The sequence below is a fragment of the Desulfoluna spongiiphila genome (genome assembly GCF_900101345.1).
GTDB lineage: Bacteria > Desulfobacterota > Desulfobacteria > Desulfobacterales > Desulfolunaceae > Desulfoluna > Desulfoluna spongiiphila.
Window position 1 is genome coordinate 314,114 of sequence record NZ_FMUX01000001.1, and the last position, 26,378, is coordinate 340,491.

Genomic DNA, 26,378 nt, shown 5'->3' on the forward strand with positions numbered 1-26,378 from the left:
AGGGAAATCGTAAAAACCGATTCCCCTTCTTCTCCCAAGCCATACGGTCTTGATTTCGTCGCGAAACTTACTTGCCAACCTTGCTGGCATCGAAGTTTGCGAATTTTTTACGGAAACGATCGATACGACCTGCGGTATCCACAAGCTTCTGCTTTCCGGTGAAGAACGGATGGCAGCTGGAGCAGATTTCCACCTTGATCTCTTCGCGGGTAGAACCCACGTTCATGACGTTGCCGCATGCACAGGTGGCCGTGGCCATTTTGTATTCGGGGTGAATGCCCTTTTTCATGACAAAAAACTCCTTAGAAAAAATAAATATATGAAAAAATACCACCCAGGGAACCCCTTAAGGGCCGCCTTACGCTGCCGTTAATAAGCAGCCGTGGCATTATGAATTCATGGAATCAAGAAACTCCATATTATCCTTAGTTCCACTGATCTTGTCAAGCAAAAAGCCCATGCTGTCCACGGTATTGAGGGACGCCAGAAGCTTGCGCAGAATCCAGATCCGATCGAGCTGCCCCTTCTCAACGAGGAGTTCCTCTTTTCGGGTACCGGATTTCTTGATGTCAATGGCAGGGAACATGCGGCGATCGGCGAGTTTGCGATCAAGGACCAGCTCCATGTTGCCGGTACCCTTGAACTCTTCGAAGATCACCTCGTCCATGCGGCTGCCCGTATCGATGAGCGCCGTGGCGATGATGGTGAGACTGCCACCCTCTTCCACGTTTCGGGCTGCGCCGAAGAAACGCTTGGGACGGTGAAGGGCGTTGGAATCCACGCCGCCTGAAAGGATCTTGCCCGAAGGAGGCATGACGGAGTTGTATGCACGGGCCAGACGGGTGATACTATCCAGAAGGATCACAACGTCTTTTTTGTGCTCCACGAGTCGCTTGGCCTTTTCAATCACCATCTCGGCAACCTGAACATGACGCTCGGCGGGCTCGTCAAAGGTGGAGCTGATCACTTCCGCTTTTACGGAACGGGCCATATCCGTCACTTCTTCGGGACGTTCGTCGATCAGCAGAATAAAGGGGACGATATTGGGGTGGCTCTTGATCATGCTGTTGGCAATGGTCTGCAGGATCATGGTCTTGCCGGAACGGGGAGGGGAAACAATGAGCCCCCTCTGGCCAAAACCGATGGGAGCCATAAGCTCGATGATGCGGGTAGAGTAGTTGTCTTTGTCGTTTTCCAGCTGCACCTTCATTTCAGGATAGAGGGGCGTCAGGTTGTCGAAAAAGATCTTTTCACGCGCCACATCCGGGTCTTCGTAGTTGACCGCCTGGACCTTGAGCAGAGCGAAGTAGCGCTCCGACTCCTTGGGCTGGCGAATCTGGCCGGAGACGGTATCCCCGGTCTTGAGGTTGAATCTGCGAATCTGAGAAGGGGAGACGTAGATATCATCGGGCCCGGGCAGGTAGTTGCAATCCGGAGATCGAAGGAAGCCAAACCCGTCGGGAAGCACCTCCAGGGTACCCTCCCCGTAAATCTGGCCTTCCCGCTCAATTTGTGCCTGAAGCAACATAAAAATGAGCTCCTGCTTGGGAAGACCGCCGGCGCCCTCAATATTGAGACTCCGCGCCATCTTGGCCAGCTCTTCAATCCGCATCGCTTTCAATTCAACAATGTTCATCAACAGTTTCCCCACATTTTTATATGCTCATCCAGAACAACAATCAGCGTCGTCCCAATCCGTATTGATTTCGGTATTGATTTCGGTGCAATGGTATCCACCCCCGCATTACCCGCAATGGAAACATGAAAAGGCCCCTCCGGAAGGCACATCGCGCCACACAGATCGACTGTGAACGCCGGGATGTGTTACAGATTTTTTACCATGATTTCTGTAAGGTGAGTGTCTGTTCTGCAGGTCCTATAAGGATCATGACGTTGGTAATGACAAAAAGAGCGGTTTTATTGGTTAGATACAATCCCGCGCGCGGCATGTCAAGGACTTATAAATGGGCACTGCATTTTTTTACAATTTTTTCAAACACCTTATAAAATGCCCCTTTCAATTCGGAAAGCCCCTGCAGATTCTCTATCACCAGATCGGCCCTCTCCCGTTTGACCCCGTCGGAGAGTTGAAGCGCCAGAAGCCGCATTGCCTCTGCCTCGGACACGCCGTCCCTTGCCATCAACCGGGCACACTGGGTCGAACGATCCACCCCCACATGGAGGGTGATGTCAAACATGGAGTCAAGATTAAGCTCAAACAAAAGGGGCACCTCACACACCGCCATGGAGGCGCCCGTTGCCGCCTCCTGCTCCAGAAACCGCTCCATCAACCGAATCACCTCGGGCTGAACAATGGACTCCAAAACCCGGCGCGCCTCGGGATCGGAGATCAGCTTTCGCCTGAGGGCCGGACGGTCCAGGCAGCCGTCTGCCCCCACCACACCGTCGCCAAACCAGTCAACCACAGCCTCAAATCCCGGACTCCCCGGCGCCACTGCATCCCGCGCCAGGTCATCGGCAATGGATACCGCCACCCCCTTCTCCCTGAACAGGCGACACACCGTCGTTTTTCCGGAGGCAGCTCCCCCCGTCAGCCCTACCTTGACCATTCCACCTCGCTTTCCATCTGTTGAAGCCCTGATATCCCGTCCCGGATGGTTGCATGACCGTTTAAAAGGTGCGGTTTACCTCTCCGCCGCATTCCACACCGCGTCATTGAAAAATCGCCCCGCGCCAGGGGCCATCATCCCATACAATGTATCCCTTCCCTTGACAAGCCATGCGCATTCTATTACTTAAACTTTTTTGATGATTATGTAAAAAATAATCGAAGAATGCATCCCTCCGAATGGCTCGCCCCTCGAAAGGCGTTGCCGTTTTTCCATGCATTCGCTAATAAACCGGGCTGACAAGGACGAGGAACTCTCCTTGCCCCACCCTAACGGACCAAAGGCAACGGAGCCGAGACGCTAAGACTCCGTCCACCCATTGTATAGGTTATCGTTTACCACTTTTAGAGAAAGGATTTTCGCATGAACATCTTATTTTTCGGCCCCAACGGAAGCGGAAAAGGCACCCAGGGATCCATCCTCAAGGACAAGTACAATGCTGCCCACATCGAATCCGGCGCCATCTTCCGCGAGAACATCAAGGGCGGTACCGAACTCGGCAAAAAAGCAAAAAGCTACATCGACGCCGGTGACCTCGTGCCCGATGACATCACCATCCCCATGATCCTTGATCGCCTCAAGCAGGACGACTGCGCCAACGGCTGGCTCCTGGACGGCTTCCCCAGAAACAAGGTGCAGGCCGAAAAACTCGACGAGTCCCTCAAAGCCGCCGGCATGGAACTCAACTACGTGGTTGAGATCGTTCTGGACCGAGAGATTGCCAAGCTCCGCATCACCGGCCGACGTCTCTGCGAAAACGACCCCAACCACCCCAACAACATCGGCATCGAAGCCATCAAGCCCAACGGCGACAAATGCCGCGTCTGCGGCGGGGCCCTCACCTCCCGTGCCGACGACCAAGATGATGCAGCCATCGACAAGCGACACTCCATCTATTACAACGAAGTGGACGGCACCCTGGCCGCCGCCTACTACTTCAAAGATGTCGCCGCCAAGAGCGATGCCACCAAGTACATCACCCTGGCCGGTGAAAAAGACATGAAGTCCGTCACCGACGAACTCGTCTCCAAGCTGTAGTCCCGCAATCCCCCCTAATGACAGGGGCCTTCGGGCAACACGACACACAAGAGGTGGTGGCAGGTTTTTTTTCTTGCCATCACCTTTTTTTTGTTTTATCCTTACAGGAGTTTACTTTTTAATAGTATACAGACTAACCATCACGCCGACCGCAAGAGATCACCGGCCTCTGATGTTGAGAAAGGGGCGATATATTTGAAGGAAATCGAAGTTAAAGTACTCGATAACGATCTCGAAAAAGCCATGCGTATTCTGAAGAAAAAAATTCAGAACGACGGCCTTTTCAAGCGGCTGAAGCTCAAGAAGAGCTATGAAAAGCCGAGCGAATTCCGACGCCGCAAGCAGCGCGAAGCGCAGCGTCGACAGAGGATTGCCAGTGCCCGTAACCGCTAGGGCCTGACACCTCAATATCGCTATCGATTCTTTTTTCAAAAGGCCCGGCTTAGGCATCTTCTGCATATAGCCGGGTTTTTTGTATTGGCACACCACCAACATCTTCAGAGTAACATCCACCATGACAATGCATTCCGACTACGAGCGCTGTCTCGACACCATGTACAAACTCGGCCGCTTCGGCATCATCCTGGGCCTGGATACCATGAAAGGCATCCTTGAGCGCCTTGGCAACCCGGAGAAAAAATTCACCGTCATCCACGTGGCGGGCACCAACGGCAAGGGCTCTGTGGCGTCTTATCTCTCCAGGATCCTGACCCTTTCCGGCTACCGTACCGGCCTGTACACCTCCCCCCACCTCGTTCGGTTTAACGAGCGCATCGCGGTGGACGGCAACATGGTCACCGACGCAGAGGTTGTGGCCAGCTACAACCGGGTGGAAGCCGCCAATGTCGGTGAACGCTCCGGTACCTTCTTCGAACTGACAACGGCCATGGCCTTTGATCTCTTCGCTGAAAAAGGGGTGGATGTGGCCATCATCGAAACAGGCATGGGCGGCCGCCTGGACGCCACCAATATCGTGACGCCGGCCCTGTCCATCATCACCAATGTGTCCCTGGAGCACAAGGACCACCTGGGCGACACCATCGCCAAGATTGCCTACGAAAAAGCGGGCATCATCAAAGAGGGCATCCCGGCCATCGTCGGTGTCCGTCAGGCCAGCGCCATCGGCGTGGTGGAAGAGACCGCCCGGGAGCTTGAGGCCCCTGTCATCCGCCTGGGCCGGGACATCCATGTCCGCCGCTCCGAAAAAGGGTTCAGCTGCCGCTGCAGCGGCATCTCCATTAGCGATTTGACAACCTCCCTTCTCGGCAAGCACCAGGTTGACAACGCGGCCCTGGCCGTGGCCGCCTGCGCCAGCTTGAGAAAGGGCTACCGATTCCGCATCGCCGACGAGACCATCCGCCAGGGCCTGGCCACCACACCCTGGCCCGGACGCCTCGAACGCGTCGCCGGATACCCGGAAACCATCATCGACGGTGCCCACAACCCCGCAGCCATAAAGGTCCTTGTCCAGTACCTGGAAGAGGAGCAACGGGGCCGGGACATCACGCTGGTCACTGGCATTCTGGACGACAAGGCCTACCCCAAGATGTTCGCCAACCTGCTGCCCTTCTGTCGGCGCGTCGTCCTCGTCAAAGCAAAAACCGACCGAAGTCTGGACCCCGAGTCCATGCGAGCCGCCGCCTCCAAGTACGTCCGCGACGTCTCCGTCATCCCCGACATCGAGCAGGCCGTTCACTCAGCCCGCGCCTCAGCCCGGGAAGGGGAACTGGTTCTCGTTGCCGGCTCTTTGTATGTTGCTGGTGAAGCACGGGCGGCCCTCCTGGGCCACTGATCCGTGCCGGCACTCCGGCATGACAGACCGTCTTAAACGCACCCTCGGTTTTATATAAAAAAAAGGACACCCGGCATCGGGTGTCCTTTTTTTGTTGAAGCCATGAAAGCTACGCCAGTTTGCCGCCGCAGCCCATTTTTTTACCGGAAGATGAAAGGTGCATGCGGGCTGTCACCCGGCCGACTCCAGCCCGGCCTCTGTCACCCCACGGAACAGGGCATCCGAGACGTCAAGGAGTCCCGCGATGCGCTGAATAAGGGCCATCTCCATTTCCGAGGCGTCCCCATTGGCATGGGCCACACGTAGGGCGGACTCTAAGAGCATCCGCTTTTCGGCGTTGGTCAGATAAGGGGTGATGACCTTAAGCCGCTGGTCCAAGGCACCCGAATCGTCTTTCAGGTGACGCGCTTCATTGCGAAGGGCTTCAGGGTCCGCCGCCTCTCCGGTCACCTCCGCCACAATACTGGAAACAACCGCAACCTCCACGCAGGCCTCGGCATGCTCCCCTTCCATGTCCGCGCTCAGCATGGCCAGAAGAACCGCCAGCAACGCAGGCTTGAGCCCCTCCCGGGACACTGTTGGGCTGAAGGCCGTCACATCCCGGTCAAACACCCCGCCGCATATGCCGCACTTCACCAGCCCCGAGTCTTTGGAACGCCTGTGGACCGGGACGCCAAGCACCCGGGTTACCGTCAATGTATCCATCCCCAGACACACCGCGGTCTGACGACACCCGGGGCAGTAAAACTCGCCCCGGGGGATGCACCTGTACCTGTCGCTTCGCCCAAACAAAAATTTCACCTGCGTCGTTGCCCCTTTCCGGAGCCGACTCCGGTGCGTTTCAATAATTCGGCGACTTCTCCTTCAGAGAGATGGCGCCACTGGCCGGGTTTCAAGTTCCCCAGCCGAATATTGGCCATGCGCACCCGCTTGAGGGCCACCACCTCATGCCCCACCACCTGGGCCATGCGTCTGATCTGGCGATTCTTCCCCTCTTTGAGCACCATGGTGTACCGGTCTTTGGCCTCACGGCGAATCCTGCAGGGCCGGGTCATACCCTCTTTAAGACGGATGCCCCCCTCCATACGCGCGAGCTCCGAGCCGGAAATCTCTGCTGCCACGCGGACCCGGTACTCCTTTTCGTGATCAAAGGAAGGGTGGGAAAGCCGATGATGGATCCTTCCGTCGTTGGTGAGAATAAGGAGCCCGGACGAGTCCTGATCCAACCGCCCCACCGGAAACACACGCTCCGGAACGTCCACGAGGTCCGTCACCACCTTTGCGTCCCCGTGGTTGCAGGAGGTGATCACCCCTAAGGGCTTATTCAGGACAAGGTAGACTCTCTTCTCCTCGGCGCGAACCGCCTTTCCATTCACACAGACCTCATCCGATTCGGGATCCACACGGGTTCCGAGCTCCGTCACCACCCGGCTGTTTACCGTTACGGCCCCGTCTTTGATCAGCGTCTCGGCAGCTCGCCTGGAACAGACCCCTGCATGGGCCAGGTATTTCTGCAGGCGCACCCCCTGAATTTCAGTCACAACCCCTTCTCCTTCCAAAGAGCGGTTGAATCCGCCCCGTTTCTTCTATATACCTAATGCGTGACTTGGGCCATGTTGCGACCCAAAGATACGGGGCCGTGCCGGCAATGCGCCACGCCCCTTACCCTATGTACAGGAAACATCTGAAATGTTCAATCAAACCGACACACACGGGGAGTGCCCGGAATGCGGAAGCCCCCTTGAAGTGCAACGCTCATGAACCCGCGTTACCTTCCGTTGCAGGTCCTGCAACACAAGCTTTCGCCCCGAAAGGCTCAAGGAACTCATCGACGAAGCCTTTGAACGGAAAATGGCCTGCGTGCCCATCAACCGCATCTGATATGGAAACCACCTTCAGACTCACCATCGGATACCACGGAACGCCTTATGCCGGCTGGCAGATCCAACCCGATCAGCCCACGGTTCAACAGGCCATCCAGGAGGCCCTCACCCGCATGCTCACCCGGCCTGTGACGGTCATCGCCTCTGGCCGCACCGACTCCGGTGTCCACGCCGTGGCACAGGTGGCCCATTTCAAGGCAGATACCGCCATCCCTGCGGAAAAATTCCAGGATGCCTTGAACAGCATGCTCCCCGAGAGCATCACCATCCACGCATGCGAAAAGGTCCCCGAGACCTTTCACGCACGGTTCAACGCCAGGCGCAAGCGCTACACATACCGCATCATCAACCGCCCCGTGGCCCCGGCCGTGAGTGCCGACACCTTCTGGCACATCCGGAACCCCCTGGATATCGCCGCCATGAAACAGGCGGCCGCACACCTTCAAGGCACCCATGATTTCAAGGCCTTCGAAGGAACGGGCAGCCCCCGGGCCACCACCGTGCGCACCCTCTTTGAGGCCTGCGTCCACGACCACGGTCAGGGACTCGTCACCCTCACCTTTTGCGGCAGCGGATTTCTCAAGTTCATGGTGAGAAACCTGGTGGGCACCCTGGTGGATGTGGGACTCTCCCGCACCACCCCGGGCGAATTCAAGGCAATCCTTGAATCCTGCAATCGACAACATGCCGGTGCCACCGCCCCATCCCGGGGCCTCTTCCTGGTTCGGGTGGCGTATGAAGATACGCCCCACGCTCCGAGAGAGTTCACCGACTCCCCCCTCTACCCCGCCGGCCTCTGGCTGGGGCCCTGTTAGGAGATACACACATGACATCAAAAATCAAAGGGGTCGTCTTTGACCTGGACGGCACCCTCATCGACTCTCTGGAAGAGATCGCCACCGCCACCAACCGCACCCTGGAGGCCTTTGGCTACCCCACCCACCCGGAAGAAGCCTTCAAGTACTTTGCCGGCCACGGAGCCCGGGTGCTGGTGGAACGGGCCGCCCCCAAGGACGTAGTCGCCGACCCCCATCGTTTCGAACCCCTGCTGGAACGATTTCTCTCTGCCTACCACCGGCTCACCGGGACCATCGCCCATCCCTACGAAGGGATCCCCGACCTTCTTACCGCCCTGGCCGAGAGAGGCATCAAGCTCTTTGTCCTCACCAACAAACCCCACGAGTCCGCCGGGGAGTGTGTCGCCGACATCATGCCCCACTGGGCCTTTGACCAGGTCCTCGGCGCACGGGACAACGTTCCCAGAAAACCCGACCCCGCAGGGGCCGTGGAGATCCTTGAAACAACCGGCATCAAAGGCGAAGAGATGCTCTACCTGGGCGATACCGCCGTGGACATGAAAACCGCCGTCGGCGCAGGCATGGTCCCCGTGGGCGTCCTCTGGGGCTTCCGTGAAAGAAAAGAACTCGAAGAGAGCGGCGCCAAACACCTCATCAACCATCCCCTGGAGCTGCTCGAGCTGCTGTAAAAAACAAAACAGACAAAAGCAATGCCTCCGGCGGCCAGGGGCTAAGCCCCTGGACCCCAGGTTCGCGAATGCTCTTTCGCCTTCGTGCCTCAGGCTCATCACATTCGCTGACGGGCTGACGCCCGTGCCTTACAAATAAAGAAGGGAGATCACGTCACAGCGACGTGGTCTCCCTTTTTTTTATCCAACACCCTACGTTTTCCCCACGGGCGAAGCCCGTACGCGAATGCGACGCAGGCGAGGAACGAGCCCAAGGAGCATTCGCAATCGATTTATCCCCTGGTTTTCATGCGCTCTACCTGGCGGTTGTAGGTGGCGATGACGTCCCGGCGTTCCAGCATGCCGATGAGGATGCCCGCGTCATGCTCCTGCACCACGGGCAGGCTGTCGATGTTCTTCGTGGTGAATTTCTGTAGAACAGCGTTTAAATCTTCGGACGGGGTGGTGGAAATGATCTCGGTGGTGGCAATGTCCCGCATCACGATAAGATGCTCCACCTCTTTGAGAAAAATCACGCTCCGGATGTCTGTTGACGAGAAGATACCCACCAGGCGTTCTTCTTTGTTCATCACGGGAAAGTAGTGCTGCTTGGTCTCCGAGAAGAACCGCTTGAAGGCAAGAAACCCCATCTCTTCATGGACGTGGGGGACCTGTTTCACCGCAGGCATCAGGTCCTTCACCCGAATCTTCTGGAGAATGTCCACCATAAACTCACCGGCATGGGCCGGAGAGTCCACCTTGGTCTTCACCTGGTTCTCGAAAATGGTGAACTTCTGGCCCATGAGATAACAGATGGAGCAGACCATGAGGCTCGGAAGCAAAAGATGGTACGAGTTGGTCATCTCGCTGACAAAAATGATGGTGGAAATTGGGGTGTTGGAGACGGCTGTGAAAAAACCGGCCATGCCCACAATGATAAAGGCCCCGGGGGCCGTCACCACGCCCGGCATGATCTGGTGGAAGATCTGGCCCACCACGCCGCCCATGGCACCGCCGATGACCACCGACGGCCCGAAGACCCCGCCGCTGCCCCCGGATCCGATGGAAAAGGAGGTGGTGAAGATCTTGCCGATGGCAAGGGTCAAAAGCATGGTGATGGGCAACCCCGTGGTCAGGGCTGTCTGGATAAACCCATAGCCGAAGGCCAGGGTATGGGAAAAGAAAAACCCGATGATTCCCGTGCAAAGCCCGCCCATGGCCGGTTTCAGGTGGTTGGGCACTCCGGTGAGGTTCTTGAACACTTTTTCCGTGCCGTAGAACACCTTCACGTAGAACCAGCCCGTGGCCACGAGCACCCCGGCCAGGACCAGGTAGGGCCCAAGCTCCAGGGGATTCCGAAAAAGAAAATCCGGCGATTCAAAAAGAGAGCCCCAGCCGAAAACCAGGCAGTAGACACAGTACGCCACCACCGAGGAGATCCCCGCCGGAATGATGACGTCGGACTCAAACTCGGGGTCCCGGTAGAGAACCTCCGAGGCGAACAGAGCCCCTGCCAGAGGGGCACGGAAGATACTGCCCACCCCTGCGCCGATACCCGCGGCCATCATGATGCGCCGCTCCCTGTCCGACAGATTGAACCGCGTGGCCAGAAACGAGGCAAACCCCGCCCCGATCTGGGCAATGGGGCCTTCCCGGCCGCCGGAGCCACCCGTGGTCAGGGTGATGGTGGAGGCAATGGTTTTGATGATGGGCACCCGGCTTCGGATGAAGCCGCCCTTGTTGTGGTAGGCGTCGATGGCGGCATCGGTGCCGTGACCTTCGGCCTCAGGGGCAAAGGTATAGACAAGCCAACCGCTGACAAGCCCGCCCATGGCGGGAAGAAACAGAAGAATCCACCGGTTGAAGGGGCGGGTGGTGGGAACGAGCAGGTGGTGCTCACCGGCGGGGGGTGTCGGTCGATACCCCGCCATAAAATCCATAAAATAATGAATCCCCAACTGGCAGAGGTAATGAAAAAGAACCGACCCGCATCCGGCGATAAGGCCTATGATCAGAAAATAAGAGAACCACTTGCCGGCGTTGTAGATCCCTTCTCGACCCCGGGCGCCTTTGGTCAACAAGACCATAAAAACTCCAATGGACATTCATATGTGCCGCCCCGACCCAAAAAGGCCGGGGCTTTCAAAATAAACCGGGGGCCCGCACAGACAGGCCGACCCCCGGGTGCCTTAAAAAGAGCCGGGATCAGCCCGCGAGGTCCTGCACACCTTTATATATGGTATCAAAAAGTTCATGCACGTCGTCGAGCTCAATACAGGAGAAAGCCACCCGAAGGTCCGTGGCCCCCAGAGAGATGAGCCCCACCCCGTAGGTGTCAAGGAGGTGAAGCCTCAGGGTTTCGGCATCGGTATTCGCAAGACGGATGCACATGAAGTAACCTGAGTTAAAGGGGTAAACGCTCCAGGCGTCTGCATACTTGGGATCCCGGGACACCTCGGCCACCTTGTTGGCCCGTGCCTTGAGGATCTCACCCTTGGCTTCCTTGGAGGCGGCATACCCTTCGGTCTGCATGGCCTTCAAGACAATGGACTGGCTCAGGTGGGAGGCGTTGGAGACGCTGCCGCGAACGGCACCGGCTGTCTTCTTCTCCAGGGCCTCGTAGACAGCGGCCTGGTTGTCGCAGGCGGGGATGCCGTAGGTCAGAAAGCCCACGCGAAGGCCCCAGACGTAATCCTCTTTGGTGGCTCCGTCCATCTTGATGGCCATGAGGCGCTCGTGGCGACCGGTGATGAGAGAAAAGATAGACTCCTTGAGCACATCCTCCTCGTAAAACAGGCCGAAGTAGGCATCGTCGGTGACGGCGATGACATTGGTCCCGCCCTTGGCCACCTCTTCAAGGATGTCGGCGATCTTAGCCGCCTCGGCCTTGGTCACCGTGTAGCCGGTGGGGTTCTGGGGAAAGTTGAGGAGCACAATGATCTTGTCCCGGGCCGCCGCCTCTTCCTTCACCTTGGCCTGAAACGCATCGAGATCAAAACCGCCCGCCTCGGTAAAGAGGTTGTACTTGGACAGGGTCGCCCCTTTTCGAACAGAGAGAATCAGGTTGTAGTTGCCCCACATCATGTTCGGCAGGATCACCACGTCTCCGGGATCGACCCAGACGTCGGCCATGACGCTGATGGCCTGGGTGATGCCGCAGGCCACCACGGGCAGGCTCACTTCAGCACCTGCCAGGGAGGGGTTCTTTTCATACATCGCCTCTTTCCAGGCGCTGCGGAGACCGGGGATGCCGAAAGAGGGGGCATAGGTCAGGCTGTTTTCCGGCGCCAGCCCCTCGATGCTGTCCATGACGGACGGAAGACGCATGATCCCGCCCTCTTCCTTGGCGATGCCGATGGTGGCGTTGATCCGGTGCGCTTTTTGTTTTGCTTCAGCGGACTGGCTCAGGATCCCTTTTGGGAAAAAAAGATTTTTACCAACCTCTGACAACATCTCCATCAGATGACCGTTACCCTGGGCGATCTCTTCATTCAGCTGTCTGGCGATTTCGTTCATGGATCAGGCTCCTTCAAATCTGTGTCGGTTCAACACATCCGATGTGGGCCGGGCCACATCTAATCGTATACGTGTCATGCGGCAAGGTGCCGCCCCTATTCTCCAGGCAAAAACCAAAAGATAAAAAAACCCCCGTCATTGAACCACAAAGGTAGAAAGGGCGGGGGTTTTTGAATCGTCCGAAAAGGCGCATCTATGATCGGCTCTGCATCGACTCGATACGCTATCTTCCCCCACGCTTTGAAGCTTTGATGGGGTTGATCTTCTGCTTCTTCTCTTCGATCACGTTCTTCACGTGGGTGGCAAGGTTGCAGTTGCCGTTTTTCCAGCGTGCGTCGGGATCGGGTGCGGACGTACAGTATTTTTCGGAAGCAAATTCACCGACACGGCCGCAGCCTTCGCATTTTTCGATGATGGGTTTGCAGACGCCGCCCTCGTAAGAGCAACCGCTTTTGGTCATGAAAGGGCAATCACTGCCGTTTCGAACTGTTGTACAAATCATTGGATATACTCTCCATATCACAGATTTTGGCCAATAGGCCGACTCATGGTATCTCAATAGATCAAAATTAAACCAAATATTTATAAAAGAACTGACCCCCATTTGTCAAATTCAAATTCATGGGGGCTTTCAAAAAACAGGCCAAAGCCCCTTTGGCAATGCCGGAGGCCAGGTCGCGGCAAGGCCGTGAGGCCCGGGGCTTGGCCCCTCCTCGAAAGGCCGCGTTTCAAATGATCTCCCCCCAGGGTCTCACCCGCCTTTTTCCCTTGATCTTTGGCCCGTTTGATGCCACTTACGAAGGAAGGTGCTGACCCGATCCTTTGAAAGGCCAACACAAAACAACAACATCTTGGACACACAGTCCATATGTGTCCATGGTGTGCTTCCATACATACAGACGCAAGGACAACACCATGAATCGAATCGAACAGGCCGCCGAGGTTATCCGCACCGAAGCAGATGCCCTCCTCAACCTGACCCATAGACTTGACGACAACTTTGACAAGGCCGTTACAGCCATCCTTGAAAGCGAAGGGCGCGTGGTGATCACCGGCATCGGCAAATCCGGGCTCATCGGCCGGAAAATCGCCGCCACCTTGAGCAGCACCGGAACCCGCGCCGTCTTCATGCACCCGGTGGAAGCCATGCACGGCGACCTGGGCATGGTCTCCCCCCGGGACGTGGTTTTAGCCATCTCCAACAGCGGCGAAACCATTGAGCTCAACCACCTCCTGCCCAGCATAAAAGCCCTCGGGTGTCCGGTGGTGGCCTTCACGGGCAACCCCAAGTCCACCCTGGGTCAGCACGCGGACCTCGTCATCGACACCGGCGTGGAAAAGGAAGCCTGCCCCTTAGGCCTTGCCCCCACCTCAAGCACCACGGCACAACTCGCCATGGGCGACGCCCTCTCCGTGGTCCTCATCGATGCCAAGGGCTTCCAGCCCGACGATTTCAAGAAGTTCCACCCTGGCGGCGCCCTGGGGCAGCGACTCTCCCTGCAGGTCTCCGAGATGATGGTCACCGGAGACAAGATCCCCCTGGTCCCGGCCTCGGCCTCCATCGGGGAAGCCCTTACAGCTTTAGACGCCCTGCGCCTGGGCGCTGTCTTTGTCACCGGAGACGAAGGACTCCTTCTGGGGCTTCTCTCCGACGGAGATGTCCGCCACCTCATGGCAGGAGAAGGGTTCGATTTGACCCGCCCCGTCTCCGAGGTGATGACCCGGTCTCCCCGTTCCGTGGCCACAACGGCCCCTGCCTACGACGCCCTGAACATGATGGAGGCACACCAGATCACGGTGCTGCCCGCCACCGACGAGCAAGGCCGCGTCAAGGGCCTGCTCCATCTCCATGACATCCTCGGAAAAGGTGCCTTCCAGTTCAACGGAAGCTAATCCGGCCCCTCCGGGCCGCAGCCTGCTGGCCCGACGGCAGGCTGCGGCCGAGCGATGCCAGCCCGCGCCCCTGAAAGGGGGCGCATCCGATTGCTTTTTGATAGAACCTTGATCCGCCAGCGGATCACCCTTGATACCGGTCCCCTCCCCTTCCGTTGCCGGAAAAGAGGGGCACATCGCCACGCCATGATGGGAGTGATTATGAGATTTGAACACATCGACACCACCATCCAGACCCTTGGTGAAGCCAAAATTCCGTCCCCCCTTCTGCAACCCGCCAACGGCGAGTGCGGGGCCTACTTCGTCGATGACGACGAACGGATCCTCCTGCACGTCAATGAAAAGCAGGTCGCCCAACTCAAGGCCGACGGCATCCCCGCCCCCGCCTTTGAATCAGCCGGCCCCCGGCGCAAGATCTACTTCGACCCCAGCAAGCTCCGATGCGCCCTTGTCACCTGCGGCGGGCTCTGCCCCGGCCTCAACGACATCATCCGTTCGGTGGTCTTAGAGCTTCATCACCGCTACGGCGTCCGTCACATCTGCGGCATCCGCCACGGCCTCCAGGGGTTTATCCCCAAATACGGACACAGCACCATGGACCTCTCCCCGGAGACCGTCACCAACATCCTGGACAGCGGCGGTTCCATTTTAGGATCCTCCCGCGGAGACCAGGACATCGAAGAGGTGGTGGACAGCCTGGAGCGCATGCACATCGGCATCCTCTTCATGATCGGCGGCGACGGCACCCTGGCCGCCGCCTCCAAAATTGCCGACGCCATCCACTCCCGGGGCCTTAAGATCAGCGTCATCGGTATCCCCAAAACCATCGACAACGACGTCTTCCTCGTGGCCCGTTCTTTCGGGTTCGACACGGCCGTGGACATCGCCACCCAGGCCATCAGCGGAGCCCACAACGAAGCCGAGGCCTACCCCAACGGCATCGGCCTGATCAAGCTCATGGGCAGGGAGTCCGGCTTTCTCGCTGCAACGGCTGCCCTGGCCCGCCAGGACGTCAACTTTGTGCTCATCCCCGAGGTTCCCTTTGACCTGGACGGCCCCAACGGTTTCCTGGAAAACCTGGAAAAACGGCTCACCCATCGCGGACACGCCGTGGTGGTGGTGGCCGAAGGGGCAGGCCAGGAATTCTTTGAAGGGCGGAAAAAAATGCACGACGCCTCAGGCAACGTCAAGCTCTACGACATCGGCCTCCTCATCAAAAGCAAGATCGTGGCCCATTTCAAGGAGCGGGGTATCTCCGTCAGCCTGAAGTACATCGACCCCAGCTACATCATCCGAAGCCTGCCCGCCAACTCCAACGACCACGTTTTCTGCAGTTTCTTAGGGCGCGACGCGGTCCACGCCGGCATGTCGGGAAAAACCAAGCTGGTGGTGAGCCACTGGAACAACCACTTCGTCCACGTCCCCATGGACCAGGTGATCACCCAGCGTAAAAAAGTGGACCCCGACGGAAAGCTCTGGGCCACGGTCCTTGAAGCCACAGGACAAAGCTCCCTCAAGAACCCCGCCCCGAAAAAGGCATAAAAAAAACGCCTCCGACAGGTCGCTCTTAGAAAAAAGCGCCGCAGAAACGTTCGGGTTACCGCCGCGCTTTCCCTTTGCTTCCCGGGAAAGGCGTGGCGGCATACAAATCTTCAAGGCAATAGTTCAGCTCAAAAAAAAACTGCCTCCGGCGGCAAGGTGTGCCACCTTGAAAGCAGGGTGCGAATGCGCTTTCCCCCTCGTTCCTCGTGGAAAATCACATCCGCCTTTACGGCATAATGCATTCAAGAAGTTGTAACTATTCAGCTCAAACAAGCCTCCGGCGGCCCTGCCAGGGGCCAAACTTTTAAAAAGTTTGACAAACAGGTCTTAAGCAAGCCTTTCCAGGCTCCGCCGAAATAACTTCCACTTTTTCGCACCCGCGCTTCGTTTTGATCGCCCTTCAGGGCGATCAAAACGAAGCGCGGGTGCATTAGAAAAGTTTTTTGCGGAGCTTTTTTTCAAAAAAGCGACCCGCCGGAGGCAAGCTGAACAGTTACGTTTTTAGCACCATTGATGCGCGCCGACACCATAGGGCCTTGCCCCTATCTTCCCACCTCTACAAACCGCCGCCTCGACCCCTTCAGCAGGGTCAGGGCCTTATCGGCATCCCCGGTTTCGTCAAAGGAGGTGGTCCCGGTAACCCCGGGGTAGGCGTTGACGACCAGGAGGGCGTCCCGCACCTGCCCCCTTGTCTCCGGCGGTGTTTCCGAGAGGACCGAAAGCACCAGGGAAGCCGAGTCAAAGGCCACGGCCTCGATGTAATCCGGCGTTCTGCCATAGGCCTTCCTGAAATCGGCGACAAACCGCTTGACCTTCGGCTCCCGACTCCGGGCGAAAAAGCCGTCCGGGATAATGCTGTTCCCGAGGTGACCGGACACCCCTTTTCTCAGGGCCCTGTTGTGCCAGAGGTTTGTCCCCAGGGTGTAAACACCCCCCAGGTCGTGGAAGGCCAGCTGCGGCAGGATCATCTCCAGGTTCTTGCGTCCGTCGGGGATAAAGATCGCCTCGAAGTCCACCACCTGGCCCGAGCCTTTGGCATCGTTGGGCAGCACCCGCCCCCAGGCCTGCATGCCGGTGGGCACCTGGGGCCTGGCGTACCAGAGCCCGGTGAGCTTTTTGATGGCCCTTGAAAAGTCCACGGTTCCGGCGGCGTAGGCCTCCACCCCGCGAATTTCTCCCCCATAGCGACCCACTTCGTCCCAGAAAAGGTTCATGAAATCCCGGCCATAGGGCTCATCGGGATAGAGGATCACAAAATCGTTTAAGCCCAGAACCTCAAAGGCATAGGACACCACAGAACGGACCTGCATCCTGGGCGTCATGAAATTCCTGAAAATAAAATCACCCGACGCGGTGATGCCGTCCTTGCCCGTCATGGTGATAAGGGGAACGCCCCTGAGCTGCGCTTCGGCAGCGGCACTCTCCACATTGCCCACCGGCCCGATAATGGCTGCCGCACCGGCCTCCACAAGCTCCCTCACAGCCTGGCGGGCCCTCTGGTCATCCGAGCCCGTGTCACGAAAAATCAGCTGGAAGTCCTGGTGCCCGGGCTCTGCGGCCATGGACTGAAAGGCAAGCTCAATGCCCTGCCTTGCCTGCCTGCCGTATTCGGCGTACCGACCGGTGAAGGGCAACAGGCACCCCAGCACCCTGGGATTGAAATGGGTCTGGCTCAGCGCCTCTCGAAACGCAACCACCTCATCGCGCACCGGATGCTCGTCGTAGAGGCTTAGAAACTCCACCGCCCCCTTAAGGGCTTCGTCCCCCTGGCCTTCCTCGGCAAGGGCTCTCATGCGACGAAGGAGCAGGTAGCCCCTCTTCTCCTTGCCATGGACCCGGGAGAGCATCTCCCTGGTTTCGGGCAGGGTGAGGTTGGAGACCGTCTCCCGGAGCCGCGCCACCACGCCCCGTCGCTCTGCCGGGTGTGCCAGCTCACAGGCCGTAAAATAGGCCCCCACGGCATCCACGGTGTCCCCCAGGGCCAGGTAGGCATCACCCATGATGGCGTATTTTCGCATGCGGTAATCGGACGGAGAGAGGGTATCGGGAATCGCCACGCCCTTTCGGATCACCCCGGGAAAATCCCCCCGGCGATACGAAAGGGTCATGGACTCCACCAATGCCACAGGCACCAGCGGGCTCTCGGGGTACTCCTCGGCAACCCGGGCCAGCACGGCATCGGCCTTTCCGTAGGCCTCGGTGAGTCCGTAGATCATCCCCTGTTTCAAAAGGGCCGCCGCAGCCACATGGCTGCTCGGGTAGCGGGTTACCACGTCCTGGTACAGCTCCATCGCGCGATCGTACCGACGGGCACCAAAGGCCTCTTCGGCACGGACAAAGAGCTGCTCATCCTCGGGCAGGACACGTTCGGGTCCGTACACCTTCTGTCCGCACCCGGCCAGACACACAAGGAGCACCACAAATAAAAGTGCCCGGCCCCCTCTTTTCACTAACGGGTTTTCAGTCGTCATAGCCTTTGGCCATCCTTTAATATAATGGAGTTCTCATGCAATGAATGATTCGACTGCCGAAAAAAGGCCTTCCGTATCCCCGGGATCCAGCCAGATCATGTCGGGATCGGCCCGGAACCAGGTGAGCTGCCGCTTGGCAAACCGCCTCGTGTCCCGCTTCAGGAGCCTTACGGTCTCCTCCCAGGGGACCCCGTCTTCCAGGTGTTCCACCATGTGCCTGTAGCCGATGGACCCCATGGACTTCAAGCCCCGGTGATACCCGCGGGCAAGGAGATCCTTCACCTCGGCCAGGAGCCCCTGCTCAACCATCAGGTCCACACGCCGGTTGATACGGTCATACAGCACCTCACGGTCGGCAAAAAGACAGACCATCAAGGCCTCGTAGCGGGACTCGGTAAACCCGTGCTCCGCATGATGGGCGCTGAAGGGCTTGCCCGTGGCCTCGAAGACGGAAAGGGCCCGGACAATGCGCAGCGCATCGTTTTCACTGATCTTTTCAGCGTAGGCAGGATCCACCAGGACGAGCCGCTTATAAAGGGGGGCCGGGCCATGGTCAAGGGCTTCCGCCGTGAGGCGCTCGGTGATGACAGGATCCGACGGGATTGCCTCGGACAGGCCATGGACCAGGGCTTTCACATAGAGCCCGGTGCCGCCGGCCACCACGGGCAGGACACCCCGGTGGCCCAGGGACTCAATCACCGCGTCGGCCTGGGATGCAAAACGTGCGGCATCATACGGCTCGTCGGGGTCCACCACATCAATCATATGGTGGGTGGCAAGTCGCTGCTCCTCGTCGGTGGGTTTGGCCGTGCCGATATCCATCTGCCGATAAACCTGCATGGAATCCGCGCCGACAACCTCCCCCTTAAACCGCCTGCAAACCTCGATGGCCGCAGAGGTTTTTCCTACACCGGTGGGGCCGCATATAACAACAATTTTTCTATTCATACCAGTAAATAATGTAAACATCCCTAAACGGATTCACGCCGGTTTCTCCCGGTGTCCACCTTTGAACAGCCGCACGGATACCGGACATTTAGTCCCTTAATATATAAATATAATTCTATTGACAACACCCAATATAGCGGGTAGTAAGTGTATTTGCTCATTTTATCTTTAATATAAGGTAAGATAGCGCCGAGCCAGCGCGCTCGTCAACTCTGGAAATATAACTTTTCAGGTTTATTTGGAATATTTTGTAACACTGCAAGGCCGTTCTCAGCGATTTGAATGCGCCTGCGCACCATTCAACAGGAGAAAGAAGCCATGTCTAAGGATGTAATCGGATCCGTGATGGTCGTCGGGGGGGGTATCGCCGGTATGCAAACTGCCCTGGATCTGGCCGATTCAGGTTATTACGTATACCTGGTCGAAAAAGGGGCCTCCATTGGCGGTGTCATGTCCCAGCTGGACAAGACTTTTCCGACCAACGACTGTGCAATGTGAATTATCTCACCCAAACTGGTCGAGGTCGGCCGGCATCTGAACATTGAGTTAAAAACCCTTTCTGACGTGATCGACATCCAGGGCGAGGCAGGTAACTTTGAGGTTACCTTGAACGAGAGACCCCGATACGTGGACGAGTCCAAATGTATCGCCTGTGGTCTCTGTGCCGAAAAATGCCCCAAGAAGGTCACGGACCCTTACAACGCAAACCTGATCAAGCGCAAAGCCATCTACGTCGAGTATGACCAGGCTGTGCCGCTCAAGTACGCCATTGATCCTGATACCTGTCTCAAGCTTACCAAAGACAGGTGCGGGAACTGCGAAAAGGTCTGCCCCACCGGCGCCATCGATTACACGATGACCGCCAAGGAGACCAGGCTGAACGTCGGCTCCGTGGTCCTGGCCACTGGCTTCAAGCCCTTTGATCCTTCCGTTTTCGACACCTATCAGTACACCAAGTTCCCCAACGTCGTCACCTCCTTGGAATTCGAGCGTATCCTCTCCGCCTCAGGCCCCACCCAGGGTCACCTGACCCGTCGGAGCAAGGACGGCGAAGAGCCCAAGAAGATCGCCTGGTTCCAGTGCATCGGCTCAAGGGACATCAACCGCTGCGACAACGGCCACTGCTCCAGCGTCTGCTGTATGTACGCCATCAAAGAAGCGGTCATGGCCAAGGAACACAACGGAGACGACCTGGATTGCGCCATCTTCTTCATGGATATGCGTACACCGGGCAAGGACTTCGAAGAGTACTACGAAAAGAGCAAGGATCGTGGTATCCGTTTCGTCCGCAGCCGTGTTCACACCATCAACCCCATTCCCGAAACCGATGATCTGGAAGTACGCTACGTCACCGAAGACGGTCGCATCGAGACCGAAGTCTTCGGCATGATCGTTCTCTCCATCGGTCTTCAGGCGGCTCCGGAGACTGTGGAGCTGGCCAAGAAGCTGGACATTGAGCTTACCCCCAGCAACTTTGCCGCTACTTCCGCCTTCAACCCCGTGGCCACCAGCCGCGAGGGCATTTATGTCTGCGGCGCCTTCCAGGGTCCCAAAGACATTCCCGAGTCCATTGTAGACGCCAGTGCGGCCGCTGCCGCTGCCGGTGAATCCATTGCCTCGGCCCGGAACACCCTGACCAAGGAAGCCGAGATGGTCACCCAGCTCGACGTGGGTGGTGAGCGGCCCAAGATCGGCGTTTTCGTCTGCTCCTGCGGTACCAACATCGCAGGCACCGTGGACGTGGAGGCCGTGGCAGAGTACTGCAAGACCCTCCCCTACGTGGAATATGTCGGCAACAACCTCTTCTCCTGTTCCCAGGACACCCAGGACAAGATTGCCGAGACCATCAAGGAGAAGGGCCTCAACCGCGTTGTGGTTGCCGCCTGTACGCCCAAGACCCACGAAGGCCTCTTCCAGGAGACCCTCCTGGCTGCCGGCCTCAACAAGTACCTCTTCGAGATGACCAACATCCGTAACCAGGACTCCTGGGTACACAAGGATCAGCCGGAGATGGCCACGGAAAAGGCCAAGGACCTCATTCGCATGTCCATCGCGAAAGTGGCCCTCTTCCAGCCCCTTGACGAAGCGGAACTCCAGGTCAACCAGACCGCCATGGTTCTCGGCGGGGGCCTTGCCGGTATCACCACGGCCCAGAGCCTCTCCCGTCAGGGCTACAACACCCACATCATCGAGCGTGACGAAAAGCTTGGCGGCAACGCCAACCGTATCTACCGTACCGCCACCGGCGAGAATGTGGCCGAGAAGCTCGCCGAGCTCATCGATGACGTGAACAAAGACGAGAACATCACCGTTCACTTGAACGCCACCCTGGAAGGCGTGGAAGGCTTCGTGGGCAACTTCGAATCCACCATCGACTCCAACGGTGCCGAGACCGTCTTGAAGCACGGGGTTGCCGTCATGGCCACCGGGGCCCAGCCCTACACCCCCACCGAATACTGTTACGGCACGAGCGACCGCATCGTCACCAGCCTCGAGATGGACGAAAAACTCAAGGCCGACGATCCGATCCTCAGCACCGTGAATTCAGCCGTATTTATCCAGTGCGTCGGCTCCCGCGAGCCCGAGCGTCCCTTCTGCTCACGTGTCTGCTGTACCCACAGCATCGACAACGCCCTGGAAATCAAGCGCCGCAATCCCCTTGCCAACGTCTACATCCTGTACCGCGACATTCGGACCTACGGCGAGCGCGAACACCTCTACCGCGAAGCACGTGAAAAAGGGGTTATCTTCATCCGTTACGACGTCGAGCACAAGCCTGTTGTCGCCGTCAACGGGGACAAGGTCTCCATCAAAACCGTCGACCATGTTCTCCGGCGCGACATTGAGATCGAAGCGGACCTCCTCTCCCTGGCCACCGCCGTGGTGCCCTACCGGGATGAGAAGATCGCCCAGTTCTTCAAGCTGCCCATGAACGACAACGGCTTCTTCGTGGAACGCCACGCCAAGCTCGGTCCCAGCGAATTCGCCACCGACGGCGTCTTCCTCTGCGGCATGGCTCACTATCCCAAGCCCATTGACGAGGCCATCGGCCAGGCCAAGGCGGCGGCGTCCCGCGCCATCACCCTGCTGGCCCGTGAAACCATTCACACCAGCGGCCAGGTCGCCCATGTGAACCCCACGCTCTGCAGTTCCTGCGGGATCTGTGTCAGCGTCTGCCCCTACTCCGCGCCTTCATTCATGACCGAAGGACGGGACGCAGGCAAGGCCCAGATCAACCCCGTACTCTGCAAGGGCTGCGGGCTCTGTGTCGGCTCCTGCCGATCCGGTGCCATTCGCCACAGAGGCTTTGATAACGACCAGATCATGTCGCAGATCTTTGCCATGACCGAAGCGTAAGGACAGATTCGCACTAAACCTGTTTGGCCCGCCCTTTCCGAGTTTTTCGAAGGGGCGGGATTCAAAGGAGATTAAATAAAAATGGCTGAATTCGAACCGAAAATCGTCAGCTTTCTCTGTAACTGGTGCAGTTACGGAGCCGCTGACCTCGCAGGTGTGGGCCGAGCCCAGTACCCTGCCAACGTCCGCGTGATCCGGATCCCCTGCTCCGGTCGCATGAGCCCCAAATTCTTTCTGGCTGCCTTACGGGAAGGCGCAGACGCCGTCTGGGTTTCCGGCTGACATCCCGGTGACTGCCATTACCTGGAAGGTAATTACTACGCACGTCGAAAGTTCGCCCTGATGAAAAACCTTATGGAGCACATGGGCGTCGAACCCGGTCGCCTGCAGTTCTCCTGGATCTCGTCTGCCGAATCCACCAAGTTCGTGGATGTGGTGACAAAGGTCACGGAATCCGTCAAGGCCCTGGGTCCCAATACCAATTACGTGAAAAAGAGCGCGGCGAAGGTATAAGCCATGGAATCATACATCGGAAAAATCAGAGAGATATCGGAAAGGCTCTTGAGCGACGGAACCGTCGAATGCGTCGTTGGATTCCGTAAAGGGACTGTGGCCCTTACCAATGAGCCTTGCATGATCACCAACGCAAGCGATGCCGAAACCCTCGTATGGGATGAAAACTGCCGTCTGAACCTGGCCAACTACATCACCGGCCGCACGGAAAAGATCGCAATCATCGCCAAGGGGTGTGATTCTCGGAACATCGTCAACCACATCATCGAAAACAAGATCTCCCGTGAGCAGCTTGTGATCATCGGTGTGCCCTGCAAAGGGATGGTGGACAAGAACAACCCCGAGCAGCTTCAGGCCAACTGCGCCACCTGCACGCACAGAAACCCCGTCATCTACGACGAACTCTGTGCCGACCTCGTGGAAGAGCAGAAGGACGTGGACCGCTACGAAGATGTTCGCAAGGTTGAAGCCATGGACACCCAGGAGAAGTGGGCCTTCTTTGAAGATCTTCTCTCCGGCTGCACCCGCTGCTACGCGTGCAAAAACGCATGCCCCTTGTGCTACTGCCCCACCTGCTTCGTGGATGAGTCCCGACCCCAGTGGGTAGGCAAAGGAACCGATCCCATTGATATCCGCACCTATCATTTCCTGAGGGCCTACCACTGCGCCGGCCGCTGCACCGACTGCGGCGCCTGCGAAGCGGCCTGCCCCCAGAACATCAAGGTGCGCAATTTCACCAAGAAGCTCGAAAAAGACTGCTACGAGCTCTACGGTTGGGAAGCGGGACTTACCGTCGACCAGCGTCCGCCGCTGGACAGCTTCAAGCTGGACGATCCCGAAAAATTCATCATGTAATCCCGTTCGCCTCTCTTGTGTTGTGTAACAGAGCGAATGAACCATCATATGAACAAGGGCAAATATCATGAAGGTCATCAAAATTGATAAAAATACATGGGCCGGCGGGATTGACAGCCTGAGAAGCGGTTACCGCCTCCTCGGCCCCGTGATGCAGGGTGATGCCCACGAATACAAGGAACTGACGAGTGACGAAACGCCGGACATGGCGTACACCAACACCCGTCTCTCCCCCAAGTCCGTGGTCTTCCCCCAGTCCGAGCCGATGTTTACGTACAGCCTGGACGAATCCGATCCGGAACACCACATCCTCAAAGACGCCCCCAAGGACTACTCCCCCCGGGCCGTCATCGGGATGCGTCCCTGCGACGCCAAGGCCCTGGCACTGGTTCGCATGAACTTCGACACCGAAGAGTACCGCGACCCCTTCTGGATGGACGCCTACGAGGCCACCACCTTTGTGGGCCTGGCCTGCGACGCCCCGTACGAGACATGCTTCTGCACCAGCGCAGGATGCGGTCCTTACCACGAGGAAGGCCTTGACGTTCTCCTCTCCGACTGCGGCGATGCCTACGTGGCCAAAGCCCTGACGGAAAAAGGTGAAAAGCTCCTGGCAGCCGCCGGTTGGGCTGCTGAAGGCGATGACTCTGTCTTCGAGCCCAAAAAAGCCGAGGCCGAAGCCAAGATCACCTGCAAGGTGAACTCTTCCAACCTTCGCGGCAAAAACAGCCTCGAGCTGTATGACGCGCCCTTCTGGAAAGATCTCTCCTTTGCCTGCATCAACTGCGGCACCTGCACCTACACCTGCCCCACCTGCTGGTGTTTCGACATCCAGGATGAGAACAAGGGCAACGAAGGTGTGCGCATGAGAAACTGGGACAGCTGCATGACCTCCCTGTTTACCCTGCACGGCTCCGGCCACAACCCCAGGGATCAGAAGCATCAGCGTTTCCGTCAGCGTTTCATGCACAAGCTCAAGTACTTTGTCGACAAGTACGACAAAGGCCTCATGTGCGTGGGCTGCGGCCGCTGCGTTCAGCAGTGCCCTGCCAACATTGATATCCGCAGCATCTGTAACAAGATGAACGGTTACGAAGCCGCCAGCTAAAAAAAGGAGAAGACCTGTGCAGAATCCTTATAAGGCGTATCCCGTTCGCATTGACGACATTCAGGTTGCGACCGCGGATAAGACGCTCAGAACCTTTAAGTTTGTCTTTCTCAACCCGGAAGATGAAGAGAAATTTGCCTACAAGGTTGGACAGTTCGCAGAGCTCTCCATCCCCGGCCAGGGTGAAATTCCCATCGGTATCGCCTCCTCCCCTTCCGAGAAGGGATTTGTCATGTTTACCGTGTTCCGTACCGGTAAAGTGACCGACCACCTTCACAACATGAAGGTAGGCGACATCATGGGCATCCGAGGCCCCCTGGGCAACTGGTATCCCATCGAGGACCTCGAAGGCAAAAACATCGTCATCATCGGCGCCGGTTTTGCCTTTACCACCCTGCGTTCCACCATCAAGTACCTGCTCGAGCCCGAAAACCGCAAGCGCTTCGGTCGCCTCGACGTCATCTACGGTGCACGTAACCCCGGCATGATCCTTTATAAGGATGAGTTGGTGGAGTGGGAAAAACGGGACGACATCAACCTCAACCTCACCGTTGACGGCACCGATGATCCCGACTGGAAATACCACACCGGTTTCGTGCCCACCATCACCGAGACCCAGGCGCCCCAGGCCGATGACGATACCTACGCCATCCTCTGCGGCCCCCCCATGATGCTGAAGTTCACCAAGCCTGTCCTGGACAAGCTCGGATACAAAGCAGACCACATCATCATGAGCCTGGAAAACCGCATGAAATGCGGTATCGGCATGTGCGGTCGCTGCAACATCGGCAAGGAGCTGGTCTGTAAAGACGGCCCTGTCTTTACCCTCGACAAGCTCAATGAGATGCCGGAAGAGGATCAGTAAACGAATATAGGCGGTTAAACCCGTAACATATTGTATGTTACGGGTTGACATTGCCCTTTCTTTACTGTATTTCTTCTCTTCGAAGTGGACAGGACAAAATAAGGGATAAGCCTTTCAAATTGATAATTCTCAACAGGAGGTTTTGATTCAATGGCCGAGACAATTGAATACAACGGAAAGTCGTTTGACGTAGATGAAGATGGTTTCCTTCTTGACTTCAACCAGTTCACCGAAGAGTGGCTGGAGATTGTTATGAAGGAAGAAGGTATTTCTGAGCTGAACGAAGAGCACAAGCTCGTTATCGACGTTCTCCAGGACTACTACCGTAAAAACGGTATTGCTCCCATGGTTCGCGTTCTCTCCAAGCTGACCAAGTTCAAGCTCAAGCACATCTACGAGCTGTTCCCCTCAGGCCCCGGCAAAGGCGCCTGCAAAATGGCTGGTCTTCCCAAGCCCACCGGTTGCGTATAGTCACCGGACGCCATTTTTAAGTTTTTCAAAT

Annotated in this window: 23 protein-coding genes and 1 pseudogene; 14 read left to right on the top strand and 10 right to left on the bottom strand. The window is 57.5% G+C overall.

Annotated features, from left to right (window positions below):
* Positions 1-67 precede the first annotated feature (67 nt).
* From rpmE to coaE, 3 genes are all read right to left on the bottom strand, one after another.
* On the bottom strand, positions 68-289 hold the full coding sequence (rpmE, locus tag BLQ12_RS01355) for a 50S ribosomal protein L31 (protein WP_092207509.1): 222 nt from the start codon (positions 287-289) through the stop codon (positions 68-70).
* Between the two features lie 99 nt (positions 290-388).
* Complete coding sequence (gene rho, locus BLQ12_RS01360) at positions 389-1,636, bottom strand: transcription termination factor Rho (protein WP_092207511.1); 1,248 nt, start codon at positions 1,634-1,636, stop codon at positions 389-391.
* Positions 1,637-1,958: 322 nt separating this feature from the next.
* Complete coding sequence (gene coaE / locus BLQ12_RS01365) at positions 1,959-2,570, bottom strand: dephospho-CoA kinase (protein WP_092207513.1); 612 nt, start codon at positions 2,568-2,570, stop codon at positions 1,959-1,961.
* 423 nt (positions 2,571-2,993) lie between these two features.
* Here coaE and BLQ12_RS01370 point away from each other — a divergent pair, with 423 nt between their 5' ends.
* From BLQ12_RS01370 to BLQ12_RS01380, 3 genes are all read left to right on the top strand, one after another.
* Positions 2,994-3,668, top strand: a complete 675-nt coding sequence (locus BLQ12_RS01370) for an adenylate kinase (protein ID WP_092207515.1) — start codon at positions 2,994-2,996, stop codon at positions 3,666-3,668.
* A 195-nt stretch (positions 3,669-3,863) separates the two neighbouring features.
* Positions 3,864-4,061 carry a 30S ribosomal protein S21 gene (gene rpsU, locus BLQ12_RS01375; RefSeq protein ID WP_092207517.1) on the top strand — a complete coding sequence of 66 codons (198 nt, stop codon included), beginning with the start codon at positions 3,864-3,866 and terminating at the stop codon, positions 4,059-4,061.
* Between the two features lie 121 nt (positions 4,062-4,182).
* A complete protein-coding gene (locus BLQ12_RS01380) occupies positions 4,183-5,460 on the top strand; it encodes a bifunctional folylpolyglutamate synthase/dihydrofolate synthase (RefSeq protein WP_254781938.1) in 1,278 nt (425 codons plus the stop codon).
* A 171-nt stretch (positions 5,461-5,631) separates the two neighbouring features.
* Here the strand turns inward: BLQ12_RS01380 and BLQ12_RS01385 are convergent, their stop codons facing one another.
* A complete protein-coding gene (locus tag BLQ12_RS01385) occupies positions 5,632-6,165 on the bottom strand; it encodes a TerB family tellurite resistance protein (RefSeq protein WP_139163796.1) in 534 nt (177 codons plus the stop codon).
* 92 nt (positions 6,166-6,257) lie between these two features.
* Positions 6,258-7,001, bottom strand: a complete 744-nt coding sequence (locus BLQ12_RS01390) for a pseudouridine synthase (protein ID WP_319016573.1) — start codon at positions 6,999-7,001, stop codon at positions 6,258-6,260.
* Positions 7,002-7,233: 232 nt separating this feature from the next.
* Here BLQ12_RS01390 and BLQ12_RS28275 point away from each other — a divergent pair.
* From BLQ12_RS28275 to BLQ12_RS01400, 3 genes and pseudogenes are all read left to right on the top strand, one after another.
* A pseudogene (locus BLQ12_RS28275) lies at positions 7,234-7,341 on the top strand (dual CXXC motif small (seleno)protein); the annotation flags it as partial.
* 1 nt (position 7,342) lies between these two features.
* Positions 7,343-8,158, top strand: a complete 816-nt coding sequence (gene truA / locus BLQ12_RS01395; RefSeq protein ID WP_092207521.1) for a tRNA pseudouridine(38-40) synthase TruA — start codon at positions 7,343-7,345, stop codon at positions 8,156-8,158.
* Between the two features lie 11 nt (positions 8,159-8,169).
* Positions 8,170-8,829 carry an HAD family hydrolase gene (locus BLQ12_RS01400; RefSeq protein ID WP_092207523.1) on the top strand — a complete coding sequence of 220 codons (660 nt, stop codon included), beginning with the start codon at positions 8,170-8,172 and terminating at the stop codon, positions 8,827-8,829.
* A 272-nt stretch (positions 8,830-9,101) separates the two neighbouring features.
* Here the strand turns inward: BLQ12_RS01400 and BLQ12_RS01405 are convergent, their stop codons facing one another.
* The 3 genes from BLQ12_RS01405 to BLQ12_RS01415 all read right to left on the bottom strand — a co-directional run bounded on the left by BLQ12_RS01405 (position 9,102) and on the right by BLQ12_RS01415 (position 12,826).
* Positions 9,102-10,895: a chloride channel protein gene (locus BLQ12_RS01405; protein ID WP_092207525.1), complete on the bottom strand. Its 1,794-nt coding sequence runs from the start codon at positions 10,893-10,895 to the stop codon at positions 9,102-9,104.
* Positions 10,896-11,013: 118 nt separating this feature from the next.
* Entirely contained in the window at positions 11,014-12,324 is a 1,311-nt protein-coding gene (locus tag BLQ12_RS01410; protein WP_092207527.1) for an aminotransferase class I/II-fold pyridoxal phosphate-dependent enzyme, read from the bottom strand.
* A 223-nt stretch (positions 12,325-12,547) separates the two neighbouring features.
* Positions 12,548-12,826 carry a PxxKW family cysteine-rich protein gene (locus tag BLQ12_RS01415; protein WP_092207529.1) on the bottom strand — a complete coding sequence of 93 codons (279 nt, stop codon included), beginning with the start codon at positions 12,824-12,826 and terminating at the stop codon, positions 12,548-12,550.
* Positions 12,827-13,239: 413 nt separating this feature from the next.
* Between BLQ12_RS01415 and BLQ12_RS01425 the strand changes: the two genes are divergently transcribed.
* Positions 13,240-14,217 (top strand): KpsF/GutQ family sugar-phosphate isomerase, encoded by a 978-nt coding sequence (locus BLQ12_RS01425; protein WP_092207533.1) that lies wholly within the window; start codon positions 13,240-13,242, stop codon positions 14,215-14,217.
* Positions 14,218-14,418: 201 nt separating this feature from the next.
* Positions 14,419-15,759: an ATP-dependent 6-phosphofructokinase gene (locus BLQ12_RS01430; RefSeq protein ID WP_092208137.1), complete on the top strand. Its 1,341-nt coding sequence runs from the start codon at positions 14,419-14,421 to the stop codon at positions 15,757-15,759.
* A gap of 542 nt (positions 15,760-16,301) precedes the next feature.
* Here the strand turns inward: BLQ12_RS01430 and BLQ12_RS01435 are convergent.
* Complete coding sequence (locus BLQ12_RS01435; protein ID WP_092207535.1) at positions 16,302-18,230, bottom strand: penicillin-binding protein activator; 1,929 nt, start codon at positions 18,228-18,230, stop codon at positions 16,302-16,304.
* Between the two features lie 33 nt (positions 18,231-18,263).
* Positions 18,264-19,199 (bottom strand): tRNA (adenosine(37)-N6)-dimethylallyltransferase MiaA, encoded by a 936-nt coding sequence (gene miaA / locus BLQ12_RS01440; RefSeq protein WP_367888769.1) that lies wholly within the window; start codon positions 19,197-19,199, stop codon positions 18,264-18,266.
* A 297-nt stretch (positions 19,200-19,496) separates the two neighbouring features.
* On the opposite strand from miaA, the gene BLQ12_RS01450 reads away from it, so the two are divergent.
* The 6 genes from BLQ12_RS01450 (at position 19,497) to BLQ12_RS01475 (ending at position 26,347) form a co-directional block, all read left to right on the top strand.
* Positions 19,497-22,535 (top strand): CoB--CoM heterodisulfide reductase iron-sulfur subunit A family protein, encoded by a 3,039-nt coding sequence (locus BLQ12_RS01450; protein ID WP_152003763.1) that lies wholly within the window; start codon positions 19,497-19,499, stop codon positions 22,533-22,535.
* Positions 22,536-22,616: 81 nt separating this feature from the next.
* Entirely contained in the window at positions 22,617-23,048 is a 432-nt protein-coding gene (locus BLQ12_RS01455) for a hydrogenase iron-sulfur subunit (RefSeq protein WP_152003762.1), read from the top strand.
* Positions 23,049-23,051: 3 nt separating this feature from the next.
* Positions 23,052-23,903, top strand: coding sequence for a 4Fe-4S ferredoxin (locus BLQ12_RS01460; protein ID WP_092207543.1), 852 nt, complete (start codon positions 23,052-23,054; stop codon positions 23,901-23,903).
* A 67-nt stretch (positions 23,904-23,970) separates the two neighbouring features.
* Positions 23,971-25,011 (top strand): 4Fe-4S dicluster domain-containing protein, encoded by a 1,041-nt coding sequence (locus BLQ12_RS01465; RefSeq protein ID WP_092207545.1) that lies wholly within the window; start codon positions 23,971-23,973, stop codon positions 25,009-25,011.
* A 16-nt stretch (positions 25,012-25,027) separates the two neighbouring features.
* Complete coding sequence (locus tag BLQ12_RS01470) at positions 25,028-25,876, top strand: FAD/NAD(P)-binding protein (RefSeq protein ID WP_092207547.1); 849 nt, start codon at positions 25,028-25,030, stop codon at positions 25,874-25,876.
* 150 nt (positions 25,877-26,026) lie between these two features.
* Positions 26,027-26,347 (top strand): TusE/DsrC/DsvC family sulfur relay protein, encoded by a 321-nt coding sequence (locus BLQ12_RS01475; protein ID WP_092207549.1) that lies wholly within the window; start codon positions 26,027-26,029, stop codon positions 26,345-26,347.
* Positions 26,348-26,378 lie beyond the last annotated feature (31 nt).